Source organism: Thioalkalivibrio sp. ALgr1 (assembly GCF_000378285.1).
Taxonomy (GTDB): Bacteria; Pseudomonadota; Gammaproteobacteria; order Ectothiorhodospirales; family Ectothiorhodospiraceae; genus Thioalkalivibrio.
The window spans coordinates 644409-669319 of the sequence record NZ_KB905132.1 but is presented as its reverse complement, the minus strand read 5'-3'; the positions used below and the strand labels follow the sequence as shown (position 1 = coordinate 669319).

Below are 24911 nucleotides of genomic sequence, written 5' to 3'. Positions count from 1 at the left end.
TTCAGTCCTCGAGATAGGTGTAGCCGGTCAGGCCCTGTTCCAGCTCCGCCAGCAGCCGGCCCGCGGCCTCGCCACGCAGGCCGGCGGCGTCGATCTTGGCGCGGAAGGTGCGGCGCAGGTCATCCGGGGCAAAGTGCACATAGGAGAGCAGTTCGTCGACGGTGTCGCCCCGTTCCGGGTCGACCAGACGGTAGCCGCCCTCCGGCAGCAGCTCCACGTTTACGGTGTCGGTGTCCCCGAACAGGTTGTGCAGATCGCCCAGGATCTCCTGGTAGGCACCGACCAGGAAGATGCCGAGGTAGTACGGCTCGCGGTCGTTCCACGGGTGCAGGGCGAGCGTGGTGTGCGTGCCCTCGCGCTCCACATAGTGCTCGATGTGGCCGTCGGAGTCGCAGGTCAGGTCCTGCAGCACCGCGCGCCGGGTGGGCCGCTCGGCCAGCCGGTGCAGCGGCATGATCGGGAAGATCTGGTTGATCGCCCAGGTGTCCGGAATCGACTGGAACACGGAGAAGTTGCAGAAGACCTTGTCCGCCAGCTTGTCGGTCAGTTCCGCGTGGATCTCCGCCGGCAGGGCCTCGGGCCGCGCCAGCAGGCGCTGGCACAGGGCGAAGTAGATCGCCTCGGCGCGGGCACGGTCCGCCAGCGACAGCATCCCGCGGGCAAAGCGTGCCTGCACCTCGGACAGGCCGTAGGCGGCATCGTGGTAGATCTCGGAGGCCGGGCGCTCGCCGTCCTCCAGCAGGGCGCGCATGGCGGCGATCTCGGGCAGCTCGCCATTCTCGGCGGGCGGGACGTCGCCATCACCCGGGGCCGGCTCGCAGTCGATCACGTTGGTGATCAGCACCGCGTGGTGCGCGGTCAGGGCGCGGCCGGACTCGCTGAAGACCTCGGGCATGACCAGGCCCTGCTCCTCGCAGATGCGCTTGAGCGGGCGCAGGATGTTCAGCGCGTACTCCTCCACCGAATAGTTGATGGAGCACTCGTTGCGCGAACGCGAGCCCTCGTAGTCGATTCCGAGACCGCCGCCGACATCCACCACCCGCAGGGCCGCACCGGCCTCGGTCAGCGCGGCGAAGTAGCTGGCCGCCTCGCCCATGCCATTCTGGATGTCGCGGATGTTCGCGATCTGCGAGCCCATGTGGAAGTGCAGCAGTTGCAGCCGGTCCAGCCGGCCAAGACCCCGCAGGCGCTCCAGGATGCCCAGCACATCCGCCGCGGACAGGCCGAACTTGGCCTTCTCGCCACCGGTGTTCTGCCACTTGCCCTTGCCGATTGAGGCCAGGCGCACGCGCAGGCCCAGCAGCGGCTCGACCTGCATGGCCTCGGCCTGGCGGATCACCTCCTCCAGCTCGGAGGGCTTTTCGATCACGATATACACGCGATGCCCGAGCTGCCGGCCGATCAGCGCCAGGCGCACGTATTCGCGGTCCTTGTAGCCATTGCAGATGATCGCCGCACCCGGGCGCGACTGCGCCAGCACGGCCATCAGCTCCGGCTTGCTGCCGGCCTCCAGCCCCACGCGTGGGGTCAGCCCCTCGGCATCCGGCTGATCGCCGGCCGCCAGGATCTGATCCACCACGCTGCGCTGCTGGTTGACCTTGATCGGGTAGATGGCGGTGAACGTACCTTCGTACTCCAGCTCGCGCGCGGCGGTGTCGAAGGCCCGCGCCAGGCGGCGCACCCGGCCGTCCAGCACATCCTGGAATCGCACCAGCACCGGCGGACCCACATGCTCCTCGCGCAGACGACCCGCCAGCTCGTACAGATCCACGCCGGGGTGATCCGGCCAGTCCGCACGGCGCATCGCCACGTGGCCCGCGGCGTTCACCTCGAAGAAGCCACCGTTCCAGTGATCGATACCGTAGGTGGCGCGGGCCTCATCCAGATTCCAGGGCGTGACGGTCATGGTATTCCCGGATTTTAAAAGCTAGGAAAGCCCCGTCATTGCGAGGAGCGAAGCGACGTGGCAATCGCCTTCATCATCCACCCGAACACCAGGGGCGATCAGGGCAACCAAGCGCACTGCCCTCATTCAGGAGATTACTCGCTACGCTCGCCCTTCGGGCCGGCCGGCGGCCGTTCAACGCAGCTTCGCTGCTTTTGTACGTCGTCGCCTACGGTTCCTCGCAATGACGAGAAGAGCGGAGTTGCCCGCAGGATACAGGGCACTATCATAGCGGCGCATCATACCGTCCACCGCACCGGCAAGGGGAGCCGCCAATGGCACTCGACAACAACTGGTTCAGCGAACCGCACGAAGACATGGCGCTGTCCCTGCGCATCAAGCAGAAGCTGCACGAGGAACAGACCCCGTACCAGAAGATCGAGATCTACGAGACCGAGGCCTTCGGCAACCTGATGGTGATCGACGACTGCGTGATGCTCACCGGCCGCGACAACTTTATCTACCACGAGATGATGTCGCACCCGGTGCTGTACTCGCACAGCGCCCCGAAGAACGTGGTCATCATCGGCGGCGGCGACTGCGGCACCCTGCGCGAGGTGCTCAAGCACGACGAGGTCGAGCGCGCCGTGCAGGTGGATATCGACGAGCGCGTCACCCGCCTGTCCGAACAGTACTTCCCGGAGCTGTGCGACGCCAACGACGACCCGCGCGCCGAGCTGCTGTTCGATGACGGTGTGCAGTACCTGAAGGACGCCGCCCCCGGCTCCATCGACGTGATCATTGTCGACTCCACCGACCCGGTCGGCCCGGCCGAAGGCCTGTTCTCCACCGCGTTCTACAAGGACTGCGTGAAGGCCCTGGGCGCGGATGGCCTGCTGGTGCAGCAGAGCGAATCGCCGCTGCTGCACACCGACAGCATCATCCGCCCGATGCACGACAGCCTGCGCGCGGCGAATTTCATCGACGCCCTGACGATGCACTTCCCGCAGGCCACCTACCCCTCCGGCTGGTGGACCTGCACCATCGCCGCGAAGGACTGCCCGGTGTCATTCCTGCGCGAAGAGGCGGCCGAGGAACTGCCGTTTGTCACGCACTACTACAACGCCGCGATCCACCGCGCCGCCGGTGCTACTCCGGAGTTCTTCCGTCGCAAGCTGTTCGCCTGATCGCGCGCCAGGCCCCTGGCGGGGCCCTTCAATAACCCGTCATTGCGAGGCCCCGCAGGGGCCGTGGCACAAAAGCGCGAAGCGCGTTGAACGGCCGCAGGCCGGCCCGAAGGGCGAGCGCAGCGAGTAATCTCCCAACGAACCCCCCGACGCCTTCCCCGGCCGGCGTCAGGGCCGCCCACGGAGATCGCCACGGCGCTGCGCGCCTCGCGATGACGGGCACCACAAACGCCGCAGGGTGCACCAATCCGGGCGTTTTCTTGCTGGCAATTCGGGCGCGCGCTACCATTGCTACATTTGTAGCAAAAGGAGCAGGCCATGAGTTTGCCCGTCCGCATTGATGAAACGCTCTACCAGCAGGCCCGCGCCCACGCGAAGGCCGAGCACCGGACCATCGCCGGCCAGATCGAGTTCTGGGCCGAGGTCGGGCGTACCGCCATGGACAATCCCGACCTGCCCATCGACTTCATCTGTGAACTCCTGATCGCCCGTGCCGAGGGCCGGGAACTGGCCACGCCGTTCACCCCCGAAGGCCAGCGCGACTGATGACCACGGACCTGGAGGTGCTGCAAAGCACCCGATTCCGACGGGCTTACAAGCGCCTGCACCCTGCCCAGAAGGCGGACGTGGACGACGCGGTCGCCGACATCATCCGCGACCCCGAGCTGGGTACCAGCAAGAAAGGGGATCTGGCGGGGGTCATGGTTTACAAGTTCAAATCACGCGGGCAACTGATGCTGCTCGCCTATGAGTACGATCCTCGCACGCGCCACCTGCTCCTGCTGGGGACACACGAGAACTTCTACCGGGACCTGAAACGCGATTCTTAATGCCGCCCGGACGTGTATCTGACCGATGCGGTTCGCTGCGCTCAGCGCATCCTACGGGGCTTCAATAACCCGTCATTGCGAGGCCCCGCAGGGGCCGTGGCACAAAAGCGCGAAGCGCGTTGAACGGCCGCCGGCCGGCCCGAAGGGCGAGCGCAGCGAGTAATCTCCCAACGAACCCCCCGACGCCTTCCCCGGCCGGCGTCAGGGCCGCCCACGGAGATCGCCACGGCGCTGCGCGCCTCGCGATGACGGGCACCACAAACGCCGCAGGGTGCATTGAGCTCGTGACTAGGCGTGGCGGCCGGCCTTGAGGCGGTCGAGGCGCAGGCGCTCGCGGGTGTCGAACAGGCGGCGGGAGGCGAACCAGACAGCGCCCAGGGTGCCGAAGCCGGTACCGGCGGTGATCAGGAACATGATCAGGATCTGGTACTTCACGGCCTCCACTGGCGGGGCGCCGGCCAGGATCTGGCCGGTCATCATGCCCGGCAGGCTGACGATGCCGGCGGCGGCCATGGCGTTGATGGTCGGCATCAGGCCGGAGCGCGCGGCCTCGCGGCGCATGGTCGTGACCGCCTCGCTCCAGGAGGCCCCCATCGCTAGCCGGCCCTCGATGGTGCGGCGCTCGCGCCAGACGGTCTGGGTTAGTCGGTCCAGCCCCAGCGCGATGCCGGTCATGGTGTTGCCGAGCAGCATGCCCAGTAGCGGGATCGCGTACTGCGGCTCCCACCAGGGGGTCGGGCCGACCATGGTGGTCAGCGCCAGCACCGTGACCGCGAACGCCGAGATGAACATGGTCACGGTGCCGATCCCGTAGCCCCACAGCCCGGCGAAGCGGCGCTGCTGGCGCGCCATCACCTCGTAGCCGGCCACCGCCAGCATGACCACGGCCATCAGCGCCACCCAGCCAAGCTGGGCGTGGTCGAACAGCGTCTGCAGGATCAGCCCGACCAGCAGCAGCTGGATCACGGTGCGCGCTCCGGCGATCAACAGGCTGCGCCCCAGCCCCATACGCGCCCAGACGGTCACCCCGGCCAGCGCGACGACCAGCAGCGCCGCCAGACTCAGATCGAATGGGGAAAGCGAGATCAGCTCCATGCGGGGGCCTCCAGCTTGCCGTTGCTGATGGTCAGGATGCGTCCACCGAGGCGCTGGCGTTGCAGCGTGTCATGGCTGACCCAAAGGGCCGCCGCCTCTTCCTCCGCTAGATATGTGCGTACCGCGCGTTCGATGCGCCTAGTGTTTTCCAGATCAAGGTTGGCGGTGGGCTCGTCCAGCAGGAGGACACGCGGCTGGTTCAGCAATGCGCGCAACAGGCCCAGGCGCTGCTTCTCGCCGCTGGAGAGGCGTTCGACCTCCCAGTGCAGGGACTCTTCCGGAAGGGCAACCTGCTCCAGCAGGTGCAGCGCCGTCTCGCGCGAGAAATCGGCGGGTAGGTGCTCGTCCACGCGCTCGCTCCACCAGGCGGTCTCGGCCGGCACATAGGCGACCTGCCGGCGCCACTGCACCGGGGGCATCGAGTCGCGGGGTGCACCAGCCAGACGGACCTCGCCAGTGTTCGGGTCCAGATCGGCCAGCGCGCGCAACAGCAGGGACTTGCCGGAGCCCGAGTCACCGGTAAGTTGCACCAGTTCGCCGGGCTGGAGTTGCAGTTCCAGCGGGCCCAAGTGGGCCGTTTTCAGCTCGTGTGCTTCGAACAGGCGATCCATGCTGGCGGTTCCGGTCAGGCGAAAGCGGAATCGTAACCGAACCCGCGGGGCTTCGCGGGGGCAAAAAAAGAGGGCGCCGGGGAGGCGCCCTGAAAGCCAACATCCTTGAGTCCTGGGAGACTGTTGTTGTCGGCGTCGGAGGAGACACTTTTGGGGTTCGGCCCGGCCCTCCGGGCCGAACCCCTACGCGCGTTTCGAGTGTTTACTGCTTCCCGGTGAATTCCGGGTAGGCCTCGAGGCCACACTCGGTGATGTCGGCACCGATGTCCTCGTCCTCTTCGCTCAGGCGAATGCCCATCACCGCCTTCAGGATGGCCCAGACGATCAGGGAAGCCGTGAAGACGAAGGCGAAGATGGCGAGCAGGCCCGCGATCTGGCCGAAGAACGTCGCGTCCGGGTTGGACAGCAGCACTGCCATCACACCCCAGATACCGGCGGTACCGTGCGCGGAGATCGCCCCGACCGGGTCGTCGATCTTCAGCTTGTCCAGCGCGACGATCGAGAAGACCACGATCACGCCACCAATGGCACCGATGATCATCGCCAGGAACGGGCTGGGCATCAGCGGCTCGGCGGTGATGGACACCAGGCCCGCGACCGCGCCGTTCAGCGCCATGGTCAGATCGGCCTTGCCGAACACCAGACGAGTGGTGATCAGGGCAGCGATCACACCCCCGGCCGCGGCCAGGTTGGTGTTGGCGAACACGGCGGCCACGGCGTTGGCGGATTCGATGTCCGAGACCTTCAGCTCGGAGCCGCCATTGAAGCCGAACCAGCCCAACCACAGGATCAGCACGCCCAGAGTGGCCAACGGCATGTTGGAGCCCGGGATCGCGTTGATCTGGCCGTCCTTGCCGTACTTGCCCTTGCGCGCCCCAAGGAGCAGCACACCGGCCAGCGCCGCAGCGGCACCCGTGAAGTGGACGATGCCGGAACCGGCGTAGTCGAGGTAGCCGATCTGATCGAGGAAGCCTTCGCCCCAGCTCCAGAAGCCCTGGATCGGGTAGATGAAGCCGGTCAGCACGACCGCAAAGGCGAGGAAGGCCCACAGCTTCATCCGTTCGGCTACGGCACCCGAGACGATGGACATCGCGGTCGCCACGAACACGACCTGGAAGAAGAAGTCGGCACGATCGGAGTAGTAGATGTCGCCATCACTACCCAGCACGTCACCCACGGCGTTGTCGCCCGTGATCAGGAAGCCCAGGCTCGGGATCACGGAGCTCAGGCCATCGCCGTACATAATGTTGTAGCCGATCAGCATGTACATGATGCTGGCGATCGAATACAGGGCGATATTCTTGGTCGCGATTTCGGCGACACTCTTGGTGCGCACCATCCCGGCCTCGAGCATGGTAAAGCCCGCGGCCATCCACATCACCAGTGCACCGGCCACCAGAAAATAAAAGGTGTCCATCGCATAGGCGAGTTCGACAACTTGTTGTTCAATTTCCATGATTGAAATTCCTCATTCGATGGAAGAGGGAAAACCCTTAAAGGGCTTCCGGGCCGGTCTCGCCCGTGCGAATACGCACGACCTGCTCCACCGGGGTGATAAAGATCTTGCCGTCGCCGATCTTGCCCGTACTGGCAGACTTGGAAATGGCCTCGACCACCTGATCGACCAGGTTTTCGTCGACAGCCACTTCCAGTTTCACCTTGGGCAGAAAATCGACCACGTACTCGGCGCCGCGATAGAGCTCGGTATGGCCGCGCTGACGACCAAAACCCTTTACTTCGGTCATGGTCATTCCTTGCACGCCGATCTCCGAGATCGCCTCGCGGACATCATCAAGCTTGAACGGCTTGATCACGGCGGTAATCATCTTCATGTCGGACTCCTTGAGCGGGGCCGCCTGAGGGCGGACCCGCAGTTACTTGAGTGGAAAAGCCGGGTTTAGAACGTCTTGGTCCAGCCCACCCAGGCGCCAACGTCCTCGTCGGACTCGTCGACGTATTCAAGGTTGAAGCTGAACTCGCCCCAGTCGCCCGCATCGCGGGTGAGGCTCGCGGTGTAGTGGGTGTAGTTGTCGAGATCGGAGTCATCGAAGTTGGTGCGGCCCACGAGGAAGCCAGCGCTATAGACATCCATGAACGGGATATCCAAGCCGGCGTAGTAGTACATATCCTTTTTCTCGAGCGCGGAATCACTGCTGTCGTTCACGACATAGGCCATACCGGCGTACAAACCAACGGGCCCGGTATCGAACGAAACTTCACCGTAGACTTCGCCGAAGTCGGCGCTCAGGGAACCGCTGTCATCGCGCGCATCGGGGTAGGCGTAATACAGATACCCAACATCGTAGCCAAAGCCATTGTCGAACTCGTCGGCAAAGCCGAGATAAAGATCCATTTCGTAGCTGGTGTCGTCGCCAAAGTCGACGTTGGAGAGCCAGGTGCCGACGTAGAAGCCGGATTCGTGCTCATAGTCGATACCGCCCTGAATTGCGGCGCCATCATCGGTTTCGGAAAAGCCGCGGAAGTAGTAGTTGGAAACCGCCCCAATGTTCACGGAAAGCTCCGCGGTGGCAGCAGAGGTAAAGGCCACACCACCGGTGGAGCCGACAGTGACGATGGCGGCGGCCAGCGCGGAACGAGTGAACTTCTTCATATTGTGTTCTCCCAGTTGTGCAATCGAGTGTCGCGTAGTCGACACCCGGTCCTTGCACAGGCCGTGCCATATCGGGAAAACGGAGCCAGATCGGCTTTTCACAACACCTGTTGCAGGTGAACGACGCCAGCACGCACAAAAGCGGTGCGCACTAAAAGTGCACACGCACCATATTGGGTCAAGGAATGATAAATCTGTGACCGGCCGCACGGCCGGGGTCGAGGCGAACTAGGACAGGAACCGACGCAAAGGGATCAGGTGGAGGCTGGCAGGGTGCCGCGTTCGACCACGATGCCGACCTCGGCCACACCGGCGACCGCGCCGGGCTTGCCCAGCTCGATGCGCACCCACGGGGTGCGAAACTCGGCCATCAGGGCCTCCGCGATCTCCTCGGCCAGGGATTCCAGCAGCGCGTGGGGTTCGCGCGTGACGATCGCGCGCACGGCATTGGCCACCGCCTCGTAATCGACCGTGTCCGTGATCTCGCCCGAGTGCGCGGCGATGCGCGTGTCGGTAGCTAGCTGGATATCAAAGCGCAGGGGGCGCTGGATGCGCTGCTCCCAATCATAGACGCCGACGACGGCATCAATGCGCAGATCCTTGAGGTAGATTCGATCCATCCCGTACCTTTGCGGTCCGGCCCTGGCGGCCGGCGCCTATCGTACTGGCTTGCCCACAGCAGGTACACCGAACCGGTATCATGGCGCGGCAGCTTCCCAAGGACATTCCTGATGCCCGAGCGCTTTCACGATCTGCCCTGGCCAGACAATCCGGAAGGGTCACCCCGAAAGGTCGGCGTGGAGATCGAGATGGCCGGCGTCTCGCTCGAACGCATGGCCGAGGCCATCCGCGCCGAGTTCGGCGGGCAGGTCCGCTGTGAAAGCCCGTTCGTCGCCCGGGTCTGCGATACGGACCAGGGTGATTTCCAGGTGGAGCTGGATGCCCGGGTACTGAAGGACCGGGCGTATCGCAGCCACCTGCGGCGGCTGGGCATAGAGCTCGACGACACCGACGAGGCGGCGCTCGACCGCTGGCTGGCCGATGCCGCCGGGCGCCTGGTACCGCACGAGATCGTCGCACCACCGATACCGGCCTCGGCGCTTCCCCGGCTGGATCGCGTTCGGGCCGCACTGCAGGAAGACGGTGCCCTTGGGACCGAGCGTTCGCTGCTCTACGCGTTCGGGCTGCAGCTCAATATCGAGGTCCACAGCACCGATGCCGCCTGGATCCTCGATGTCCTGCGGGCCTTCCTGCTGCTGTACGAGATGCTGACGAACGCGGGCGAGATCGACCTGGCCAGACGCCTGTCGCCCTACATCCGCGCATTCCCCGGCACCTTCGTCCGCGAGACCCTGAACCCGGACTTCCAGCCGGACCAGGGGGAACTGATCGACCATTACCTCGCGCACAACACCACGCGTAATCGGCCGCTGGACATGCTGCCGCTGTTTGCCGAACTGGATCAGGAGCGGATCGACGCGGCCCCGGTCGAACATGAGCTGGTCAAGGCCCGGCCCGCGTTCCACTATCGTCTGCCCAACTGCGAGATCGACGATCCCGAATGGAGCCTGGCCCACCCCTTTAACGGCTGGGTCGAAGTGGAACGGCTCGCCGCGGACCGGGAACGCCTGCAGCGGATGAGCCGTGAATACCTGGAACGCCCCACCCAGGCACTGGGTCGCTGGGCCGACGACTGGGCCAGGAAGCTGCGTGGCTGGTTCTGAGTACGACACCATGAGCAACGCCGGACCGGCGCGGCGTCCGGTGGTCGCGATCACCGGACCCGACCAGGGCGGAGGCCCCGCCTGGCTGTTCACCGCGCTGGCCGTCTGGCGCGCCGGCGGTCGACCCCTGCGCGTACGCCCCGGCAAGCCGCGCCCCCATCAATCGTTCGACGCACTGGTGGTCGGGGGCGGTGCGGATGTCGATCCCGAACTGTACGGGGAGTCGCTGCCTCAGGGCCCGAACCCCGAGGCCATTCGCGGCGCGGAACGGCGCCTGTCGCAGCGGCTGATCGGGTACCTTTTCTATCCCGCGCTCTGGCTGCTGCGGCGGCTGTTCCAGTCGCATGGCGGCGTGCTGGATGTGGAACGTGACCGGCTGGAGAAGGCGCTGATCCATCGCGCGCTGGACGAGCACCGTCCTGTACTGGGGATCTGTCGCGGGATGCAGCTGGTCAACGTGGTGCGCGGCGGGACGCTACAGCAGGATCTGGCCGAGTTCTATGTCGAGACCCCGCAAGCGCGCAGTCTGCTGCCGGTCAAGCCGGTCTTGCTCGATGGCCGCAGCCATCTGGCCGAGATACTGGGCGCGGGCACGATCCATGTGAACGCGCTGCACAATCAGGCGGTGGACCAACTGGGCCAGGGGATGCGCATCGTCGGACGCGAGGAGACAGGTGTCGTCCAGGCGATCGAGGCCGAACACGGCTGGTGTATCGGCGTACAGTGGCACCCCGAATACCTGCCGCAAAAACGCCGCCATCAGCGCCTGTTCCGGGCGCTGGTGGCGGCAGCGAAGGAAATCGCCACCTCGCGACGCTGACCGACACCCTCAGCGGCCACCCGCCGGTGCCGCTCTGGCGGCCCCAGCAACAGCAGCGCCAGGATCGCGATGAGGCTGATCGCCCCCAGCCCCAGCATGATGTTGCCCAGCATCAACTGCTCGCCCAGGAGATACGCATTGCACAGCCTGTCCGGGGCCTCGCGGTAGAGCCAGCCCATCACGAAGAACATGGCCGTACCCTTGACCCACAGCACGCCCCGCACCAGTAATGGGAGCCGGTGTGCCGTCAACCCCAGCGGTATCCCGGCCAGCAGCACGAGTGTCACGATCTTCATCCAGCCCGCCCCGGCCTCGAGTACGGCCGCATCCAGGTTGCGGGGCAACAGCCAGTAGACAACAACGAAGAGCGCCAGAAGCAGTCCCAGCACCCCGTACGCATCCAGGCGCGCAGCCCGGATGCGCCAGGCCTCCGGCAGCGACCGGGCGATCAGCGCACCCGCCAGCACCAGCAGCGGGATCTGCACCAGCATGTGTCCGATCAGGCTGGCCTCCAGCCAGGGCCGCAGCGGCGTCAGGACGAGTACTGCCAGGAATGCCGGCCCCGCCCAGACGGTGGACGGCCGCATCACCAACGCGGCTCCAGGTAGGCCAGCACGTCGTCCACCGCATCGATGTCGTGAATCCCGGCCACGCGTGCGTCTGGCTCCACCACGTAAATGGCACCGTTGTGCACGAAGTCCTCGCCGTCCGGGATCACCACCACCTGGAAGTGGCGCAGTAGGCGATCCAGGTCCTCTCGGGTTTTCGGGCGTGCGAGATGCCAGGCCTCGGGGTTAGCCGAGAAGCGCTCGCCATACTCGAGCAGGCGCGCGGCATCGTCGTTCTCGAGATCGAAGGTGATGCTGAGCAAGGCTACGCGCTCGCCCAACACATCCTCCGGCAGCGCCTCCTGGATGCGGTGGAAGCTTGCCCCCAGCGTGGTGCAGGCGTGGTGGCAGCCGGTGTAGATGAAGTCCAGTACCACATACCGATCGCCCAGCTCGGCCAGGTCCAACTCCCCACCCCGCGCATCCTCCAGCGTCATCGCAGGCACCGGCGCCGGATTCTCGCGGGCGGCGAGGCGGCGCGCCTCCTCCGCAGTAAAGGCACGAAAGCCGTCGGTGGCCAGGGACAGGGTGGTAAAACCACCCAGCCCGAGGGCGATGATGGTCAGCCCGTAGATCGCATTACGCCACATTCTTCGCCACCCGCTTCAGTCCGAGGAAGAAACGCAACGCCAGCAACAGCGTTCCAAGGATCACCAGAGCCGCGGCAACCGAACCCAGCTGGGCATAGGCCGCCCATTCGGGCAGGTGCTCGGCGAAACGTCGCGGCACACTGGACGCGCCGCTGTAGAGGAACACGGCCACCAGGGCCAGGCCGCCACCGGTAAAGGTCCAGAACCCCAACCGGTCGAAGAAGCCATCGCCCTCCGCCTGCGAACGGGTCAGCCACGCCATGAAGCCGAACATCATCGCGACCACACCCAGCAGCAGATAGAAGTGGAAGTGGCCCGGGACCCAGAGGGTGTTGTGCATCACCGTGTTGACCACGATGGTCGCGTCGATGATGGCCGGGATCACGCCGGCCGCCCAGCCGAACACACCGAGGAAGACGAAGCCGGAGGCGATATCCCAGCGGATGCCCGAGCGGTAGACGTTGGTCAGCGCGCCCCAGGCCGTCACCAGCAGTACCGGCAGACCACTCGTGTAGGAGATCACCTGCCCCAGCACGTGCAGCGAGGTCGGCTGCGAGAAGTCCATCAGCAGGTGGTGCGGGTAGACCAGCAGCACCATCACGGTAGAAGCCGCCCATGCCGCCAGGAACACCCGCGACACCTTCCAGGGACGCCCGGTGTAACGGGGCAGGATTTCGTAGACCCCGATGACCGCCATGTAGATCGTGGCGTTGATGAACACGTGGCCGAAGAAGTAGGTCAGGTTCTTCGCCCACAACGAATCAATCTCGAACCCCGGCTGGTAGAGGTTGATCAGGCTCATGCTCAGAATCGCCGCGCCTGCCACGATGCCGAGGGTGTTCACGATCAGCACCATGGTGCTGGCCACCACTGCGGGCGGCGGCGGATCACCCGCCCGACCGAACAGCTGCGGAAGACCGAGCGAGCGGCCCAGCCCGCCATAGTTCGTGATCAGCGACCGCGCGATATCGATGTACAGCAGCAAGAAGCCGACGCCGATTGCCAGCAGCCCGAGGAAGAACGACGCCGCGGCGGCCTGCGTCCACAGGCCCATCGGGGTCTGCGGCAGCGGGTAGAGGAAGGTCCAGGCGCCGGCAAAGCCGCCAATGAAGATGCCGCCCAGGATCAGGACGGCACCCAGCAGGAACAGCGCCAGATTGAGCAGGAACACGCCGGTGGACAACTCCACATGACGACGCAGGAAATACCACATCACCGCGCTCGAACCGAGGGCCACCGCCCCGACCATGCCGGCGCCATGCGCCGTCAGCACCTGGTAGAAGCCGGCGGCTCCCATCAGGTCCATGCCCGCCTGTTCCAGACGCATCAGCAGCCCAAAGACCATCATCAGCAGCAGCACGACCACCGTGGTCGCCAGGTAGGTAATCACCGCGTTGCGTGCGCCGCGCGGCACGGCCGGTTCCATCGTCGTATCACTCATGACCGTTTACTCCGTGACGGTGAGTTCGGCGACCATCGCATGATGCGCGACGCCGCAGTATTCAAGGCACAGGACCTGGTACGTACCCGGCTGCTCGAAGGTGTACTCGAGGATGTTCGTGTAGCCCGGCATCGCCTGAGTCTGGGTCAGCAGGGTCATGTCCTCGTCGTAGATGGCGAACCCGTGGTTCACGTCCTGGCTGGTGACGCGGAACTGCACCGGCTCACCGACGCGAAATTCGTCCTGCGACAGCTCCCAGCGCCACATGTGGCCGGTCACGTTGACCGTCTGAACCCCTTCGGCCTCCGCGTCGGCGGCGTAGGGCATCAAGGTCAGGGTGTAGAGAAACACCGGCGTGACCACGGCCAGCAGAACCCAGAAGCTCCAGTCACGCAGGCGATAGGAACGGGCCGCCAGCTCACCGGCATCGACCGGGGTCGGCCGCGAAAAGGCGGCCCAGAGGAAGACGGCCGTAACCGGGACAACCAGCAGGATCGTCAGCAACAACGAGACGGATTGCAGCATCGCAAGCTCCCTTTTGTTATAGATACAATGCAGCTTTATACCGGGGCGCCACTGAATCGTCAAACGATGTATATGCTATACATGTTCATGGCGGTGGCCGCACGAAAGGCGATTGGCAGTGGTAAACTGCGCCCCCTATTGCGCGGACCACCGAAACGCCATGGATACCCAGACGGCCCATTCCGTAGCCCATGTCCTGATCGAGGCGCTGCCCTATATCCAGCGCTTCGCGGGCAAGACGATCGTGATCAAGTACGGCGGCAACGCCATGACCGAGGACCACCTGAAGGCCTCGTTCGCGCGCGACATCGTGCTGCTCAAGCAGGTGGGTGTGAATCCGGTGGTGGTGCATGGCGGGGGGCCGCAGATCGGCCAGCTACTGGAACGGCTGGGCAAGCAGACAGAGTTCGTCAACGGCCTGCGCGTGACCGACCGCGAGACCATGGACGTGGTGCAGATGGTGCTCGGCGGGATCGTGAATCAGGAGATCGTCTCGCTGATCAACCGCTTCGGCGGGCGCGCGGTGGGCCTGACCGGCAAGGACGGCCAGATGATCCGCGCAAACCCGCTGCGCGACTACGGCGCGTCCGAGGGTCAGCCGACCGTGGACCTGGGGCACGTGGGCGAGGTCGAGGGCGTGGACCCGGCGATCGTGCATACACTGGATGACAGCGACTTCATCCCGGTGATCGCGCCAATCGGCTTCGATCGAGAGGGCAAGGCCTACAACATCAATGCCGACACGGCGGCCGAGAAGCTCGCAGTGGTGCTGGACGCGGAAAAGCTGTTCCTGCTGACCAACACCCCGGGGGTACTGGACGGCAACGGGGAACTACTGCCCAAGCTGTCGGCCCCGCAGGTGGACGAGATGATCCGCGACGGGACGATCCACGGCGGGATGATCCCGAAGATCCGCTGCGCGCTGGATGCGGTGCGCAGCGGCGTCAATGCCACGCATATCGTCGATGGCCGCGTGGAACACGCGGTGCTGCTGGAGCTTCTGACCGACGAGGGCGTGGGCACCCTGATCAGTCGCTAGACCGACGGACGTTTACGGGCGTTTCTAGCCTTCGCCGTTGCCGACCAGGCGCTGATAGTCCTCACGGTCCAGATCCAGCCTCTGCTGGATGGCGGCAAGGCGGTCTTCCTGCCCCCGGCGGTACGCGCGCTCGCGGTCAATACGCGCCTCCAGATCCTCCAGCTGCACCTCGAACCGTGCGCGCGCCGAAGCCGACTCGCTGGATTCATACTGACGACGAATACGTTCGCGCTCGCGCAAGAGCGTGATCTCCTGCGCCTCGGAGCGCGCGATATCCCCGCCAATGGCCGCCACACGGCGCGCGCGCAGCTCTTCGATCTCGTCCAGATTCTCGTAGGCCTGACGCAGCTGACGCTCGCGCGCCGCCTGGTCGGCCCGCGCCTGGCGCGCGGCCTCCAACTCCTGCTGCGCACGTTCCTGTTCGGCCCGGGCCTCCTCACGCTCCTCGGCGGTAGGGGGAGCGGGTATGATCTCCCGCATCAGGCCACGGGAATCAAACACGCGGCGCTCGCGCTGGCTGGCCTCGGGCTGTGGGGTGTTCGAGTAATGCACGGTGCCGTCATCATCGACCCAACGATAAATATCCGCGTGCGCCGGCAGCGCCAGCACCAGTGCCAGCACCCCCCAAAAAACGCCGCGCCACCACACGGAACCGCGCTTTCTGCCCCCTGACATGACCATACTCGAACACCTCGGCCTGCTCTTCATCGCCATCCTGGCGAATGGATTCTCCGCCCTTGCGGGCGGCGGGGCCGGCCTGTTGCAGTTGCCGGTCCTCATTTTTCTGGGACTCCCCTATCCCGTTGCCCTGGCCACACACAAGATCGCCACCGTCGCGCTGGGCGCCGGGGCCAGTCTGCGGCACCTCAAGCAAAGCACATTCGAACCGGCGCGCCTAGCCGTCATTCTCGCGGCCGGTCTTCCCGGGGTGCTGATCGGTGCCTGGCTGGTATTGGGAATCCCTCCACGGGCCGGCGAGATCGCCCTGGGCCTGCTGACAATTGCCCTGGGCTGGTACTCCTGGCGCCGGCCGCAACTAGGGCAGGCCGTGCGCGAGACCGACAAGACCCTGCAGCACGCCGTGATCGGCGCACTGGGGCTGTTCATCATCGGCATCCTGAACGGCTCGCTGGCCTCCGGCACCGGGCTGATGGTGACGCTCTGGCTGGTGAGCTGGTACGGGATGAGCTACACCCAAGCGGTTGGATACACCATGGTGCTGGTGGGACTGGTCTGGAATGGCGCCGGGGCCCTGTTGCTCGGCTCCTTCGGCACCGTCCAGTGGGATTGGCTGCCGGCGCTGCTGGTCGGCAGTTTCATTGGCGGCTATCTGGGGGCGGCCCTGGCCCACCGCTACGGCAATCGACTGGTCAAGCGGACGTTCGAGGTGGTGACCGTGCTGACCGGGATCGCGCTACTGGCCCCGGTGCCCTGATCACGGGCGAACACGCAGACAAAAAGAAGCCCCGCACGAGGCGGGGCTTCCGTTAGCGGCACATCTTGCAGCCGATCAGGCGGACCGGGCCTCGCGCTCGGCCTTGGCTTCCGCCTTGGCCTCGTCGCTGTCGTCGTAGCCGATGTTCGGCGCGAGCCAGCGCTCGGCATCTTCGAACGACATGCCCTTGCGCTTGGCGTAGTCCTCGACCTGGTCGCGGTTGACCTTGCCCAGACCGAAGTAGCGCGACTCCGGATGGGCGAAGTACCAACCGGACACGGCCGAGACCGGCAGCATCGCGTAGCTCTCGGTGAGCGTCATGTCCGCGTGCTCTTCGGGCTGCAGAAGCTCCCAGAGCGTGCCCTTCTCAGTGTGCTCGGGGCAAGCCGGGTAGCCCGGGGCCGGGCGAATGCCCTGGTACTTCTCGTCGATCAGGTCCTCGTTCGGCAGCGCCTCGTCCGGGACATAGCCCCAGTAGTGCTTGCGCACGTACTGGTGCATGCACTCGGCAAAGGCCTCGGCCAGGCGGTCCGCCAGGCTCTTCACGAGAATCGCGTGATAGTCGTCGTTGGCCTTCTCGTATTCTTCGGCCTTCGCGTCGACATCGCCACCGGCGCTGACCGCAAACGCACCCAGGTAGTCCGGGCCACCGGCCTCCTTCGGCATCAGGAAGTCGGCCAGCGAGTGGCTCGGCTGACCGCGGCGCTTCTCGGTCTGCTGACGCAGGTGGTGCAGCTTCTTCAGCACCTTCGAGCGGCTTTCGTCGGTATAGACCTCGATGTCGTCGTCATTAACGGTGTTCGCCGGGAAGAAGCCGACCACACCACGCAGGGTGACCCACTTCTCCTCGATCATGCGATCGAGCATCTCCTGGCCATCCTTGAACAGCTTGCGCGCCTCTTCGCCCACCTTCTCGTCATCGAGGATGCGCGGGTAGGCGGCGTGCAGCTGCCAGGAGTGGAAGAACGGCGTCCAGTCGATGAAGTTCTTCACCTCGTTCAGGTCGAAGTCATCGAAGCGCAGCAGCACGGAGCCGTCGCCATGCGGGTGCAGCAGCTTCGGCTCGCCCGGCAGCTTGTCGGTCTCCAGCGCCTTCGGCTTGGTCGGGGTGTAGCTCGACCAGTCGATCTGCGGCTTGTTGGAACGCGCCTTCTCCAGGGTGACCCACTGGGTCTTCTTCTTGCGCCCGGCGTTCTGCACGCGCAGTTTTTCGTATTCCTCGCGAATCTCGGCGGCGTAGTTCTCGCGCAGTTCGGGGCTGATCAGGCTCTGGGCCACGCCCACGGCACGCGAGGCGTCCTTCACCCAGACCACCGGGCCGGAGTAGTTCGGCTCGATCTTGACCGCGGTATGGGCGCGCGAGGTGGTCGCGCCCCCGATCATCAGCGGCGTCGTCATGCCTTCGCGCTCGAGATCGGCGGCGAAGTTGGCCATCTCCTCCAGCGACGGGGTGATCAGGCCGGACAGGCCGATGACGTCCACATCGTGTTCCTTGGCGGCCTTCAGGATCTCGGCACCCGGCTGCATCACGCCGATGTCGATGACCTCGAAGTTGTTGCACTGCAGCACGACGCCGACGATGTTCTTGCCGATGTCGTGGACGTCGCCCTTCACCGTGGCCATCAGGATCTTGCCGTTGTTCTCGGTGCCGGTCTTCTCGGCCTCGATGTACGGGATCAGGTGGGCCACGGCCTTCTTCATCACGCGCGCGGACTTGACCACCTGCGGCAGGAACATCTTGCCCTCGCCAAACAGGTCGCCGACCACGTTCATGCCGTCCATCAGCGGGCCCTCGATCACCTGGATCGGGCGGTCGTACTGCTGGCGTGCCTCTTCGGTATCCTCGACCACGTAGGTGTCGATGCCCTTGACCAGGGAGTGCTCGAGGCGCTTGGTGACTTCCCATTCACGCCACTCGAGGTTCTCTTCCTTCTTGCCGCCGCCCTGGCCCTTGTACTCCTCGGACAGGTCAAGCAGCCGCTCGGTCGCGTCATCGCGACGGTTCAGGACCACGTCCTCGACCGCTTCCTTCAGCTTCTCATCGATGTCGTCGTAGACCGCCAGCTGGCCGGCGTTGACGATCCCCATGTCCATACCCGCCTTGATGGCGTGGTACAGGAACACCGCGTGGATCGCCTCGCGCACCGGCTCGTTGCCGCGGAAGGAGAACGACACGTTGGACACGCCGCCGGAGACCAGCGCGTGCGGCAGGTCCTGCTTGATGCGACGGGTGGCCTCGATGAAGTCCACGCCGTAGTTGTTGTGCTCCTCGATCCCGGTCGCGACCGCGAAGATGTTGGGGTCGAAGATGATGTCCTCGGCCGGGAAGCCGACCTTCTCGGTCAGCAGCTTGTAGGCGCGGGTGCAGATCTCGACACGGCGGTCCTCGTTATCGGCCTGGCCGTCCTCGTCGAAGGCCATGACCACGATCGCGGCGCCGTAGCGACGGCACAGCTGGGCCTGCTTGATGAAGTTTTCCTCGCCCTCCTTCATGGAGATCGAGTTGACCACCGGCTTGCCCTGAACACACTTCAGGCCGGCCTCGATGATCTCGAACTTGGAGGAGTCGATCATCACCGGCACGCGGGCGATGTCCGGCTCGCCGGCCAGGAGGTTCAGGAAGCGCACCATCGCGTCCTGAGACTCCAGCATCCCCTCGTCCATGTTGATGTCGATGATCTGGGCGCCGCCCTCGACCTGGTTCAGCGCGACTTCCAGCGCGACGTCGAATTCCTCGTTCTGGATCAGACGCAGGAACTTGCGCGAGCCGGTCACGTTGGTGCGCTCGCCGACGTTCACGAACAGCGAGTCGTCGGTGATGTTGCACGGCTCGAGACCCGACAGGCGGCAGGCCGGGGCAATCTCCGGCACCTTGCGCGGGGCGTGCTTCTCGACCGCCTCGCGCATCGCGCGGATGTGCTCCGGCAGCGTGCCGCAGCAGCCGCCGATGATGTTCAGCATGCCCTGCTCGGCCCAGGGGCCGACGTCCTCGGCCATCTGCTCCGGGGACTCGTCGTAGTCACCGAACTCGTTCGGCAGACCGGCGTTGGGGTGCGCGGACACGTGGGTGTCGGCGATGCGCGACAGCTCTTCCACGTACTGGCGCATTTCCTTCGCGCCCAGCGCGCAGTTCAGGCCGATGGAGACCGGGTTCGCGTGACGCACCGAGTTCCAGAAGGCCTCGGTGGTCTGCCCGGACAGAGTACGGCCGGAGGCGTCGGTGATCGTCCCGGAGATCATGATCGGGAGTTCCTTCCCGAGCTCGTCTTCCAGGGTCTTCACCGCAAAGATCGCGGCCTTGGCGTTCAGGGTGTCGAACACCGTCTCGATCAGCAGCAGGTCCACGCCGCCCTCGACCAGGGCCTCGGCAGCCTCCTTGTAGGAATCGACCAGGGTGTCGAAGTCGACGTTACGCGCACCCGGGTCGTTCACGTCCGGCGAGATCGACGCGGTGCGGTTGGTCGGCCCGAGGATGCCGGCGACAAAGCGCGGCTTGTCCGGGGTCTTCTCCGTCCAGGCATCAGCGGCCTTGCGCGCGAGCTTCGCGGATTCGCGGTTCAGCTCGGGGACCAGGTCCTCCATGTGGTAGTCCGCCATCGCGATGCGGGTACCGTTGAAGGTGTTGGCCTCGATGATGTCGGCGCCGGCCTCGAGATAGTCGTTGTGGATCTGCTCGATGATGTCCGGACGGGTCAGCGACAGCAGGTCGTTGTTGCCCTTCAGATCGGACTCCCAGTCCTTGAAGCGCTCGCCGCGGTAGTCGGCCTCCTCCAGCTTGTACAGCTGGATGGTCGTGCCCATCCCGCCGTCCAGAATCAGGATGCGCTCTTTCAGCGCTTTCTCGATGTCGTTTCGCGTTGCCGTCATGTGCGGTACACCATTGTGTTGAATGGATTCATGGTCATGGCCGGGCGTCCCGGCCCGGCGGGAACCCGCCTTTGGGGCGGTGTTCCGGATATTGATGTACGGGCCCGGTCTCCTCTTTTGCGCCCGTCGCGAGTCGTGTCACGATAGCCGTATGCAGGAGCACCCGATCCGTTGGTTTGTTACGGCCCCACAGGCCTGTCCCTATCTGGACGACCGCGAGATGCAGAGCCTGCTGGTCGACCCCGCGGTCAGCCTGGGCGGGGCGCGCTATGGGCAACTGCTCGCCGAGGGCTTTCGCCGCAGCGGCCAGTTCGTCTATCGCCACCACTGCCCGACGTGCTCGGCCTGCGTTCCGGTGCGGATCCCGGTTGCGGATTTCGCACCCAGCCGCAGTCAGCGCCGCTGCCTGAAACGCAATCATGATCTCGCGGTCACAATTACGCGCCCTCCGGACCAGCCCGGGCATACGCCCTGCGCGGATCTCGACGAGCACATGCCGCTGTTCTCACGCTATCTCGCCCACCGCCATACCGGCGGCGGCATGGAACGCATGGGGCGCGACGATTACGCGGGCATGCTTAGCCACCGCAACGGTCCGGTGGATATCCTCGAATTCCGCCGGGACCACAACCTGGTGGCCGTTGCGCTCACCGACCGCACCCCACAGGGGCTGTCGGCCATGTACAGCTTTTTCGATCCGGAGACCCCGGATCGCGGCCTGGGCACCCTCGCCGTGCTTACGCAGATCGCGCATGCCCGGCGGCTGCGCCTGCCGCATGTGTATCTCGGGTACTGGATCGACCAGGCCCCGAAGATGGCCTACAAGACCCGCTTCCGGCCCATCGAGGGCCGGGTGAACGGGGTCTGGAAGCGGCTGACGACCCACCCGTAGCGGCCGCCAGCCCTCCCCGGTCGACTTACTCGGCCGGCTTGCGGAAGCGGAAGATGCCCCAGGTCAGATAACCCGACTGGCCGCCATCCACCCAGTGCTGCAGACCCTGCTTCATGCGGTCGATGTAGTCCTGGGAGATATAGCCACGCAGCTCCTCTTCGCGCGACTCCAGTTCCTGCTTCACACGACCATAATGCGTCGCGATCTGGTTGGAGTGCTCCTCGAAGCTGACCTCGTAGAGCCCCGCTTCCTTGGCCGCCTCGCGATAAAGCGAGGGGCTGGCCAGCGAGTCGAGGTGGATGCGGGCCAGGATCGGATCGAGCACGCCATCCGGGCAGTTGTCGGTCTGCATCGGATCGGTGAAGATCAGCCAGCCACCCGGCTTCAACACGCGCGCGGCCTCCTTGATCACTTCCTTTTTCTTGTCGTTCTGGCTGTGCAGGAACGAGTCCTCCGACCAGACGACATCGTAGGAGGCATCCGGCTCGTCGACCTTCTCGAAGGAGCCGTCGACCACGGTGATCTTGTGGTCGAGATGACGCGCCTTGTTGATCTCGCGATCACGCTCGTTCTCCTTCTCGGAGAGATTGAGCGCGGTCACGTCACAGCCGTAGTTCTCGACCAGGTAGCGGGCCACGCCGCCATACCCGGCACCCATGTCGAGCACGCGCCATTCCGGCTGCGGCTCGCCGAGCAGGTCGGACATATGGGCGACGGTGCGCCGGCTGGCGTCACCGATCGGCTCACCCTGGTACTCGTACATGCCGATGTGCAGGTCTTCGCCACCCCACACCAGCTTGTAGAAGGTATCGGCGTCTTCGCTGTTGTAGTAGTCGCGCGCCGTCTCGACGACGTCGGAATACTGGTTGCTCATCGGTTCTCGTCCTCGATGTAACGCTTGTCGGCGACGTGAATGAAGAAGTCCGGATCCGTCTCGCGGTAGGTTTCCTGGAAATCGCCGTAGGTCTCGATCTGCTGGAAGCCGACCTCGCGCATCAGGCGACGCACATAGGCCTTGCGCAGCGGGAACATGTTCAGGAAGTACTCGGAGCCATCCGGGAAGCGGTACTGGAAGCGGGCCAGCCCCTCATCCACATGCGCCGGCTGCACCTGGACGTCGTCGCCGCAGTAGTAGTACGTATGCTTGGACGAGTAGCCGTGATCCATGATGGTGTCGTAGTTGCGCTGATCGAGGATCAGCACGCCATCGTGGTTCAGGGCGGAGTAGAACTCGGCCAGGGCCTTGCGGCGGTCGTGTTCGTTGAACAGGTGGGTAAAGGAGTTACCCAGGCAGACCACCGCGTCGTAGCGGCCGTAGATGTCGCGGTTCAGCATGCGCCAGTCGGCCTGCACGGTGCGCAGGATGTGACCCCGCTTGCGACCGTTTTCGAAGGCCTTGGCCAGCATCTCCGGGGCACCATCGGCGGTCACCACATCGAAACCGGCCTCACGCAGCTGCACAGAATGGAAGCCAGTCCCGGCCGCCACATCCAGCACGCGTTTGGCTCCACGCTTTTTCAGCTCTTCGATGAAGAAGGTGCCTTCGCTCTTGGCACGGTTATCCCAATCGATCAGGTCGTCCCACTTGTCGACAAAACCGGTGGTGTATTCGTTGAGATAGTTCTCGGTATCGCGACGTTCGGTCGGCTTCTCGCCGAAATCCTGATCATTCTTGATGTTCGCGGACATGCTGATTCCTCTTGGCTGTACTGCGTTATTCACGCGGTCCAGCCGACCTTCGGCCGGACCGCCGGAACCAAGCCCACCGGACGCCGTCGCGCACCTCGCTCGGGCGGCACATCGACGATGATCCGGACCGGGCTGACTGCGCCCGGCGATCAGGCGTCCTCTCCCGCAAGCGCGTTGTCGGGCAGCGCCTGCGGCCGGCCTAGGCCGGTTTTCCCTCGCATCCGGAAGGGCAATCGGGCCCGGATGCCGAACCGTGGTCTGGCGGGCCCACCCGCCTGGTTCGGGGAAACGGTAACGGCGCCTCGCAACGCGTCGGGTCGCGGGCGATTTGGTTCCGAAATCGTTTTAATACCCTGAAGGTTTTGCACAAAAATTACAAGTTGTTTTGCGCAAAAGTACGAGCGAACGGCCGCCACGGGGGCCTCGAACACGGACCACCCCTCCCGACGAGCTTCGCTATAATGGGGGCTTTTGATCCTTTCCCAGAGGCCCCCGAATGACCGCCAGCCGCCCCGTCCGCCGCGCCCTGTTATCCGTATCCGAAAAGACCGGCGTAGCCGAGCTCGCGCGCGCCCTGCACGAACGGGGCGTCGAACTCCTGTCCACCGGCGGCACCGCCCGCCTGCTGGCCGAGGAAGGCCTGCCGGTTACCGAAGTCTCGCAGCACACAGGCTTCCCCGAAATCATGGATGGCCGGGTGAAGACCCTGCACCCGCGCATCCACGGCGGGCTGCTCGGGCGGCGCGATATCGACGCCGACGTGATGGTCGAGCAGGACATCCCGCCGATCGACCTGCTGGTCGTGAACCTCTATCCGTTCGAGGCGACGGTCGCGCGGCCCGGCTGCACGCTGGAGGAGGCGATCGAAAACATCGACATCGGCGGGCCGGCGATGCTGCGCGCGGCGGCCAAGAACTATCGCGACGTGGCCGTCGCCACCAGCCCGGACCAGTACGGCGCCATCGTCGATACCCTGACCGAGCACGGCGAGGTCCCGGCGCCCCTGCGCTTTCGCCTGTCGGTGGCGGCCTTCGACCATGTCGCCCGCTATGACGCGGCGATCAGCAACTACCTCTCGGCGCTGGACGAGGACGGCGAGGCGGAACCCTTCCCGGGCCAGCTTAATGCCACCTTCGAGCGTGTCGAGGCGCTGCGCTACGGCGAGAACCCGCACCAGCGCGCCGCGTTCTATCGCGATCCCGCACCGGCACCCGGCTCGCTGGCCAGCTACCGCCAGCACCAGGGCAAGTCCCTGTCCTACAACAACCTGGCCGATGCCGACGCGGCCTGGGAATGCGTGCGCCAGTTCGAGGCCGGGGCCTGCGTGATCGTGAAACACGCGAACCCCTGCGGCGTGGCCGTCGCCCCGACCCAGCTGATGGCCTACGAACGCGCCTTCCAGACCGACCCCACCTCGGCCTTCGGCGGCATCATCGCCTTCAACCGCCCGCTGGACGGCGACACCGCGCATGCGATCGTCAGCCGCCAGTTCGTGGAGGTCGTGATCGCCCCGGAGATCACCCCGGGTGCACTGCGCGCCCTCGCTACCAAGAAAAACGTCCGGGTACTGGAGATCCCGCCCGCGGCGGCCGCCCCGGGCCTCGACTTCAAGCGCATCGGCGGCGGCCTGCTGGTACAGGATGCCGACCGCGGCTCGCTCGCGGATGTGGAGCTGAAGACCGTGACCGCGCGGGCCCCCTCCGAGCAGGAGACCCGGGACCTGTGCTTTGCCTGGCAGGTCGCGAAGTACGTGAAGTCGAATGCCATCGTCTATGCGCGTGACGAACAGACCATCGGGGTGGGCGCCGGCCAGATGAGCCGGGTGTATTCCGCGCGCATCGCCGGCATCAAGGCGGCCGACGAGGGCCTGCAGGTGGCCGGCTCGGTGATGGCCTCGGACGCCTTCTTCCCGTTCCGCGACGGCATCGATGCGGCCGCCGAGGCCGGCATCACCGCCGTGATCCAGCCGGGCGGCTCGATGCGCGACGACGAGGTGATCGCCGCCGCCAACGAACACGACATCGCGATGCTGTTCACCGGCATGCGCCACTTCCGCCACTGA

At 65.3% G+C, this 24911-nt stretch carries 24 protein-coding genes; 9 read left to right on the top strand and 15 right to left on the bottom strand.

The genetic code is table 11. The features are described 5' to 3' along the window. Position 1 precedes the first annotated feature (1 nt). Positions 2-1906, bottom strand: coding sequence for a biosynthetic arginine decarboxylase (gene speA, locus F466_RS0103195; RefSeq protein ID WP_018175169.1), 1905 nt, complete (start codon positions 1904-1906; stop codon positions 2-4). 314 nt (positions 1907-2220) lie between these two features. Between speA and speE the strand changes: the two genes are divergently transcribed. From speE to F466_RS0103180, 3 genes are all read left to right on the top strand, one after another. Continuing rightward, positions 2221-3072, top strand: a complete 852-nt coding sequence (speE, locus tag F466_RS0103190) for a polyamine aminopropyltransferase (protein ID WP_018175168.1) — start codon at positions 2221-2223, stop codon at positions 3070-3072. Positions 3073-3390: 318 nt separating this feature from the next. Beyond that, positions 3391-3618, top strand: coding sequence for a ParD-like family protein (locus F466_RS0103185; protein ID WP_012981615.1), 228 nt, complete (start codon positions 3391-3393; stop codon positions 3616-3618). Then, the gene (locus F466_RS0103180) at positions 3618-3902 is read left to right on the top strand and encodes a type II toxin-antitoxin system RelE/ParE family toxin (RefSeq protein ID WP_018175167.1); all 285 of its coding nucleotides are present in this window, start codon (positions 3618-3620) and stop codon (positions 3900-3902) included. Before F466_RS0103185 ends, F466_RS0103180 begins: the two co-directional genes overlap by 1 nt. A gap of 288 nt (positions 3903-4190) precedes the next feature. Here the strand turns inward: F466_RS0103180 and fetB are convergent, their stop codons facing one another. The 6 genes from fetB to folB form a co-directional block, all read right to left on the bottom strand. After that, positions 4191-4997 carry an iron export ABC transporter permease subunit FetB gene (fetB, locus tag F466_RS0103175; protein WP_012981613.1) on the bottom strand — a complete coding sequence of 269 codons (807 nt, stop codon included), beginning with the start codon at positions 4995-4997 and terminating at the stop codon, positions 4191-4193. After that, positions 4988-5608, bottom strand: a complete 621-nt coding sequence (locus F466_RS0103170) for an ATP-binding cassette domain-containing protein (protein ID WP_018175166.1) — start codon at positions 5606-5608, stop codon at positions 4988-4990. Before F466_RS0103170 ends, fetB begins: the two co-directional genes overlap by 10 nt. A 202-nt stretch (positions 5609-5810) precedes the next feature. Then, entirely contained in the window at positions 5811-7064 is a 1254-nt protein-coding gene (locus F466_RS0103165; protein WP_018138249.1) for an ammonium transporter, read from the bottom strand. Between the two features lie 37 nt (positions 7065-7101). After that, positions 7102-7440 (bottom strand): P-II family nitrogen regulator, encoded by a 339-nt coding sequence (locus F466_RS0103160; protein WP_012981610.1) that lies wholly within the window; start codon positions 7438-7440, stop codon positions 7102-7104. 65 nt (positions 7441-7505) lie between these two features. After that, entirely contained in the window at positions 7506-8219 is a 714-nt protein-coding gene (locus tag F466_RS0103155; RefSeq protein ID WP_018175165.1) for a TorF family putative porin, read from the bottom strand. Between the two features lie 254 nt (positions 8220-8473). Continuing rightward, positions 8474-8839 carry a dihydroneopterin aldolase gene (folB, locus tag F466_RS0103150; RefSeq protein ID WP_018138247.1) on the bottom strand — a complete coding sequence of 122 codons (366 nt, stop codon included), beginning with the start codon at positions 8837-8839 and terminating at the stop codon, positions 8474-8476. 111 nt (positions 8840-8950) lie between these two features. On the opposite strand from folB, the gene F466_RS0103145 reads away from it, so the two are divergent. Both F466_RS0103145 and F466_RS0103140 read left to right on the top strand, forming a co-directional pair. Next, positions 8951-9943, top strand: coding sequence for an amidoligase family protein (locus tag F466_RS0103145; RefSeq protein WP_018138246.1), 993 nt, complete (start codon positions 8951-8953; stop codon positions 9941-9943). 10 nt (positions 9944-9953) lie between these two features. After that, complete coding sequence (locus tag F466_RS0103140) at positions 9954-10763, top strand: gamma-glutamyl-gamma-aminobutyrate hydrolase family protein (protein WP_018175163.1); 810 nt, start codon at positions 9954-9956, stop codon at positions 10761-10763. Here F466_RS0103140 and F466_RS0103135 read toward each other — a convergent pair. The 4 genes from F466_RS0103135 to F466_RS0103120 are packed head-to-tail and all read right to left on the bottom strand — an operon-like array spanning position 10703 to position 13927. Further along, positions 10703-11350 carry a hypothetical protein gene (locus F466_RS0103135; protein WP_018993426.1) on the bottom strand — a complete coding sequence of 216 codons (648 nt, stop codon included), beginning with the start codon at positions 11348-11350 and terminating at the stop codon, positions 10703-10705. The genes F466_RS0103140 and F466_RS0103135 overlap by 61 nt on opposite strands. Next, positions 11350-11961: an SCO family protein gene (locus F466_RS0103130; protein WP_018175161.1), complete on the bottom strand. Its 612-nt coding sequence runs from the start codon at positions 11959-11961 to the stop codon at positions 11350-11352. The genes F466_RS0103135 and F466_RS0103130 overlap by 1 nt, the downstream gene beginning before the upstream one ends. After that, positions 11951-13402, bottom strand: a complete 1452-nt coding sequence (locus tag F466_RS0103125) for a cbb3-type cytochrome c oxidase subunit I (protein WP_018175160.1) — start codon at positions 13400-13402, stop codon at positions 11951-11953. Before F466_RS0103125 ends, F466_RS0103130 begins: the two co-directional genes overlap by 11 nt. A gap of 6 nt (positions 13403-13408) precedes the next feature. Then, positions 13409-13927, bottom strand: a complete 519-nt coding sequence (locus F466_RS0103120) for a hypothetical protein (RefSeq protein WP_018175159.1) — start codon at positions 13925-13927, stop codon at positions 13409-13411. A gap of 160 nt (positions 13928-14087) precedes the next feature. Here F466_RS0103120 and argB point away from each other — a divergent pair, with 160 nt between their 5' ends. Next, positions 14088-14966, top strand: a complete 879-nt coding sequence (gene argB / locus F466_RS0103115; RefSeq protein ID WP_018175158.1) for an acetylglutamate kinase — start codon at positions 14088-14090, stop codon at positions 14964-14966. A 24-nt stretch (positions 14967-14990) separates the two neighbouring features. Here argB and F466_RS0103110 read toward each other — a convergent pair whose 3' ends face one another. Further along, complete coding sequence (locus tag F466_RS0103110) at positions 14991-15647, bottom strand: DUF4124 domain-containing protein (protein ID WP_038038475.1); 657 nt, start codon at positions 15645-15647, stop codon at positions 14991-14993. Here F466_RS0103110 and F466_RS0103105 point away from each other — a divergent pair. Continuing rightward, positions 15640-16401 carry a sulfite exporter TauE/SafE family protein gene (locus F466_RS0103105; protein ID WP_018138241.1) on the top strand — a complete coding sequence of 254 codons (762 nt, stop codon included), beginning with the start codon at positions 15640-15642 and terminating at the stop codon, positions 16399-16401. The two genes, F466_RS0103110 and F466_RS0103105, sit on opposite strands and share 8 nt — an antisense overlap. A gap of 75 nt (positions 16402-16476) precedes the next feature. On the opposite strand, the gene metH is transcribed toward F466_RS0103105, so the two are convergent. Continuing rightward, positions 16477-20268 carry a methionine synthase gene (metH, locus tag F466_RS0103100; RefSeq protein ID WP_018993425.1) on the bottom strand — a complete coding sequence of 1264 codons (3792 nt, stop codon included), beginning with the start codon at positions 20266-20268 and terminating at the stop codon, positions 16477-16479. Positions 20269-20419: 151 nt separating this feature from the next. On the opposite strand from metH, the gene F466_RS0103095 reads away from it, so the two are divergent. Continuing rightward, complete coding sequence (locus F466_RS0103095) at positions 20420-21160, top strand: arginyltransferase (protein WP_018175155.1); 741 nt, start codon at positions 20420-20422, stop codon at positions 21158-21160. Positions 21161-21185: 25 nt separating this feature from the next. On the opposite strand, the gene F466_RS0103090 is transcribed toward F466_RS0103095, so the two are convergent. Beyond that, the gene (locus F466_RS0103090; RefSeq protein WP_018175154.1) at positions 21186-22034 is read right to left on the bottom strand and encodes a methyltransferase domain-containing protein; all 849 of its coding nucleotides are present in this window, start codon (positions 22032-22034) and stop codon (positions 21186-21188) included. After that, a complete protein-coding gene (locus tag F466_RS0103085) occupies positions 22031-22849 on the bottom strand; it encodes a class I SAM-dependent methyltransferase (RefSeq protein ID WP_018175153.1) in 819 nt (272 codons plus the stop codon). Before F466_RS0103085 ends, F466_RS0103090 begins: the two co-directional genes overlap by 4 nt. 496 nt (positions 22850-23345) lie before the next feature. Here F466_RS0103085 and purH point away from each other — a divergent pair, with 496 nt between their 5' ends. Next, positions 23346-24911 (top strand): bifunctional phosphoribosylaminoimidazolecarboxamide formyltransferase/IMP cyclohydrolase, encoded by a 1566-nt coding sequence (gene purH / locus F466_RS0103080; protein ID WP_018993424.1) that lies wholly within the window; start codon positions 23346-23348, stop codon positions 24909-24911.